The 4,040-nt window shown below is 59.8% G+C and carries 5 protein-coding genes; 3 read left to right on the top strand and 2 right to left on the bottom strand.

The annotated features are described in order from the left end of the window. Together OQK_RS03955 and OQK_RS03950 are read left to right on the top strand one after the other, a co-directional pair. Positions 1–237, top strand: a 237-nt coding sequence (locus OQK_RS03955) for a carboxyltransferase domain-containing protein (protein ID WP_038860530.1), incomplete at its 5' end; no start/stop codon positions are given. Continuing rightward, positions 234–1,157 carry a biotin-dependent carboxyltransferase family protein gene (locus OQK_RS03950; RefSeq protein WP_016771219.1) on the top strand — a complete coding sequence of 308 codons (924 nt, stop codon included), beginning with the start codon at positions 234–236 and terminating at the stop codon, positions 1,155–1,157. The genes OQK_RS03955 and OQK_RS03950, both read left to right, overlap by 4 nt. A gap of 143 nt (positions 1,158–1,300) precedes the next feature. Here OQK_RS03950 and OQK_RS03945 read toward each other — a convergent pair whose 3' ends face one another. Together OQK_RS03945 and OQK_RS03940 are read right to left on the bottom strand one after the other, a co-directional pair. Beyond that, positions 1,301–2,479, bottom strand: a complete 1,179-nt coding sequence (locus OQK_RS03945; RefSeq protein WP_016771218.1) for a vWA domain-containing protein — start codon at positions 2,477–2,479, stop codon at positions 1,301–1,303. Between the two features lie 12 nt (positions 2,480–2,491). After that, a complete protein-coding gene (locus tag OQK_RS03940) occupies positions 2,492–3,337 on the bottom strand; it encodes an AAA family ATPase (RefSeq protein ID WP_016771217.1) in 846 nt (281 codons plus the stop codon). Positions 3,338–3,564: 227 nt separating this feature from the next. On the opposite strand from OQK_RS03940, the gene OQK_RS03935 reads away from it, so the two are divergent. Then, a partial coding sequence (locus OQK_RS03935; protein ID WP_038860529.1) for a helix-turn-helix domain-containing protein occupies positions 3,565–4,040 on the top strand: 476 nt, incomplete at its 3' end.

The following is a 4,040-nucleotide window of genomic DNA, read 5'->3' as shown; positions in this document are numbered from 1 at the left end:
CGCAAGAAAGTCGCCGCCGGCAGCGTCGGTATCGCTGAGCGGCAGACCGCTGCCTATCCGGTGGTCTCGCCCGGTGGCTGGAACCTGATCGGGCGCACCCCGGCGCAACTGTTTGATCGCCATCGCGACGGCTACAGCCTGATGCAACCGGGCGACACGGTGCGCTTCGAAGCCGTCGATCACGCCGAATTCATACGCTTGGGCGGCGATGACACCCCACTGGAGGCGCTGGCATGAGTCGATTGATGATCGAAGCCAGCACGCCGCTGTGCCTGTTGCAGGACGCCGGGCGGTTTGGCGTGCGACATCTGGGCGTGACCCAGGGCGGCGCGGCGGACTGGTGCTCCATGAGCTGGGCCAACTGGCTGTTGGGTAATGAACTGGATGCGGCGGTGGTTGAAATCACCCTCGGCGGGTTTGCCGTGGTGGCTGAGGAGGATTGCCTGCTGGCGCTGGCAGGAGCGGATCTCGGCGCGCAGATCGACGGCCAACCGCTGGCGCCGTGGCGCAGTTTCCGGTTGGCGAAAGGGCAGACATTGCGCTTCACCCAGCCGTTGCTCGGCGCCCGGGCTTATTTGGCCGCACCCGGTGGTTTCACTGCGCCCAAGGTACTGGGCAGCAGTGCCACGGTGCTGCGAGAAGAGTTGGGCGGGCTTGATGGCATGGGCCTTCCGCTCGCCAAAGGGACGGCGCTCGGTTACAGCGGCGAAGCGTCAGCGGTGCGCGAAATGCCTTCGGCGCTGCGGCCGGATTTCAAAATGCACGCGCCTTTGGACTTGGTGCTCGGCGCACAGATCGGCCAGTTCAGCGGGCAGAGCCTGTTCGATGTGTTCAACAGAACCTGGACCATCGACAGTCGCGCCGACCGCATGGGCATCCGCCTGCTCGGCGCGCCGCTGCAATATCAGGGCGCGCCGATGATCTCCGAGGGGATTCCGTTGGGGGCAGTGCAGGTACCGCCGGACGGACAGCCGATTGTGTTGCTCAACGATCGGCAGACCATTGGTGGCTATCCGCGCCTTGGTGCGTTGACACCGCTGGCGCTGGCGCGATTGGCGCAGTGTTTGCCGGGTACGAAGGTGAGATTGAGGCCGGTAGTGCAGGACGTCGCGCATCGCGAGCATGTCGAGTATTTGCAGCGCTTCAAAGATCGCTAAAAGCTTCGCGAGCAGGCTCGCTCCCACAGATGTTGATCGTTCCCACGCTCCGCGTGGGAATGCCGCCCGGGACGCTCCGCGTCCCTGTGACGCAGAGCGTGACTTGATGCATTCCCACGCGGAGCATGGGAACGGTCAGGTCGTCATTTGGAAAGAAACCGCATCCCTTCTTCAAGCCCGCGCAGCGTCAGCGGATACATCTGATCCTCGATCAGATCGCGGACGATGTTGGTCGACGAGGTATAGCCCCACGTGTCCTTCGGATACGGGTTGATCCAGATGAGCTTCTTGTATTTCTCCATGAAGCGCTGCATCCACACGTAACCCGGCTCTTCGTTCCAGTGCTCGACGCTGCCGCCAGCCTGGGTGATTTCATAAGGCGCCATAGCGGCGTCACCGATAAAGATTACTTTGTAATCGGCGCCGTATTTGTGCAGCAGATCCTGGGTCGAAGTGCGTTCGGAAGTGCGGCGCATGTTGTTCTTCCACACTGATTCATAAATGAAGTTGTGGAAGTAGAAGTACTCCAGGTGCTTGAACTCGGTCTTGCAGGCCGAGAACAATTCCTCACAGATCTTCACGTGCGCGTCCATCGAGCCGCCGATGTCGAACAACAGCAGCAGCTTCACCGTGTTGCGCCGTTCCGGGCGCATCTGGATATTCAGCAGGCCGGCGTCCTTGGCGGTGTGGTCGATGGTGCCGTCGATGTCGAGTTCTTCCGCCGCACCCTGGCGAGCGAACTTGCGCAGACGACGCAGGGCGACCTTGATGTTGCGCGTGCCCAGTTCCACCGAATCGTCGAGGTTCTTGTACTCGCGTTGATCCCAGACCTTGACCGCTTTGCCCTGACGCTTGCCGGCGTCGCCAACCCGGATGCCTTCAGGGTTGAAACCGCCGGAGCCAAACGGGCTGGTGCCGCCGGTGCCGATCCATTTGTTGCCGCCGGCGTGGCGTTCCTTCTGTTCTTCCAGACGCTTCTTGAATTCCTCGATGAGCTTGTCCAGCCCGCCAAGGGACTGGATCTGCGCGCGCTCTTCGTCGCTCAGCGAACGCTCGAATTCCTTGCGCAGCCAGTCCTCGGGAATCAGCGCCTGCAAGTGGTCGTCGAGTTTCTCCAGGCCATTGAAGTAGGCACCGAACGCGCGGTCGAACTTGTCGAAATGGCGCTCGTCCTTCACCAGAATCGCCCGCGACAAGTAATAAAACTCGTCCATGTCGGCGAAGGTCACACGCTGTTTCAGCGCGTTGATCAGGTCGAGAAGCTCGCGCACCGATACCGGTACCTTGGCTGCACGCATTTCGTTGAACAGGTTGAGCAACATGGCAGCGGCCTCTTAGCGGGTGCCGCGCCGGCTCATGAACGCCAGGCGCTCAAGCAGTTGCACGTCCTGTTCGTTCTTCACCAGTGCACCTGCCAGTGGCGGAATGGCTTTGGTCGGATCGCGCTCGCGCAGCACCGCTTCGCCGATGTTGTCGGCCATCAGCAGTTTCAGCCAGTCGACCAGCTCGGACGTCGAAGGCTTTTTCTTCAGGCCCGGTACCTTGCGCACGTCGAAAAACNCATCGAGCGCTTCGCTGACCAGGTCCTTTTTGATGTCCGGGTAGTGCACGTCGACGATTTTCTGCAGGGTAGTGCGGTCGGGGAAAGCGATGTAGTGGAAGAAGCAGCGGCGCAGGAAGGCGTCCGGCAGCTCTTTCTCGTTGTTGGAAGTAATGATGATGATCGGGCGCTTCTTGGCCTTGATGGTCTCGTCGATCTCGTAAACGTAGAACTCCATCTTGTCGAGTTCTTGCAACAGGTCATTAGGGAACTCGATGTCGGCCTTGTCGATTTCGTCGATCAGCAGAATCACCCGCTCCTCGGACTCGAAGGCTTCCCAGAGCTTGCCTTTCTTCAAGTAGTTGCGCACGTCGTGGACTTTTTCATTGCCCAGCTGCGAGTCGCGCAAACGGCTGACGGCGTCGTACTCGTACAGACCCTGATGGGCCTTGGTGGTGGACTTGATGTGCCAGGTGATCAGCTTGGCACCGAACGACTCGGCCAGTTGCTCGGCGAGCATGGTCTTGCCGGTGCCCGGTTCACCCTTGACCAGCAGCGGTCGTTCCAGGGTGATGGCGGCGTTGACCGCCAGCTTCAGGTCATCGGTGGCGACGTAGGCCTGGGTGCCTTCGAACTTCATCTGCTAATCCTCGAACGGTAACGCCGACCTGACGGGCAGGGCGGGGGCGAAATAATCGGATGCCCGACTATAACGCGCACGCCGGTCGACTGTGAACGCAGACGGCTTATTCAGTCTCTGAATGGAGCGTCACATGTTGACTCAGTCTCGGCGGATGGCCAGTATTCCGGTATCGCCGATTTGGCGATAGCCTTTCTTACTCGGTTAGTAAAAAGGGCAGAAGATCGATGTTACCCATGAAACGGCCGCGTCTGCGATCTGCGCGCGTCCTGTCAGATTTCAGGTTGGCACTGACATTTATCAATGGTCAGGAACTGACAGTTGATTTGGGGACGGATATTCATACTTATCCAGGTCTGCGGCCACTGCTTGATCGCGAAGTCTTTGCGACTGCCGCAGTCGGGGACGAGGGTTGGATCGTTGAATGGATTGAACCCGACGTACAGATCGGTGCAGACACCTTGTATATGGATGCGCTAGCGCAAAATGCCCAGGATGAGAACACGCGCATTTTTATCGATTGGCGCGCCCGTACCGGACTTTCTCTCAATGATGCGGCCGAAGCGCTCGGTGTGAGCGCTCGCAGCATCAGCCGTTACAGCAATGGGCGTGAAGCAGTGCCACGTTCTTTGGCGTTGGCCTGTCTGGGCTGGGATTCGCTGCAACAGCGTTCATCGATAGCGGCCGAAGACACAGGTCGATA

Origin of the sequence: Pseudomonas sp. R62 (assembly GCF_000257605.1) — a bacterium.
Lineage (GTDB): Bacteria > Pseudomonadota > Gammaproteobacteria > Pseudomonadales > Pseudomonadaceae > Aquipseudomonas > Aquipseudomonas atacamensis.
The sequence above is the reverse complement of the archived record's forward strand: the minus strand, read 5'-3'. Positions and strand labels throughout refer to the sequence as shown.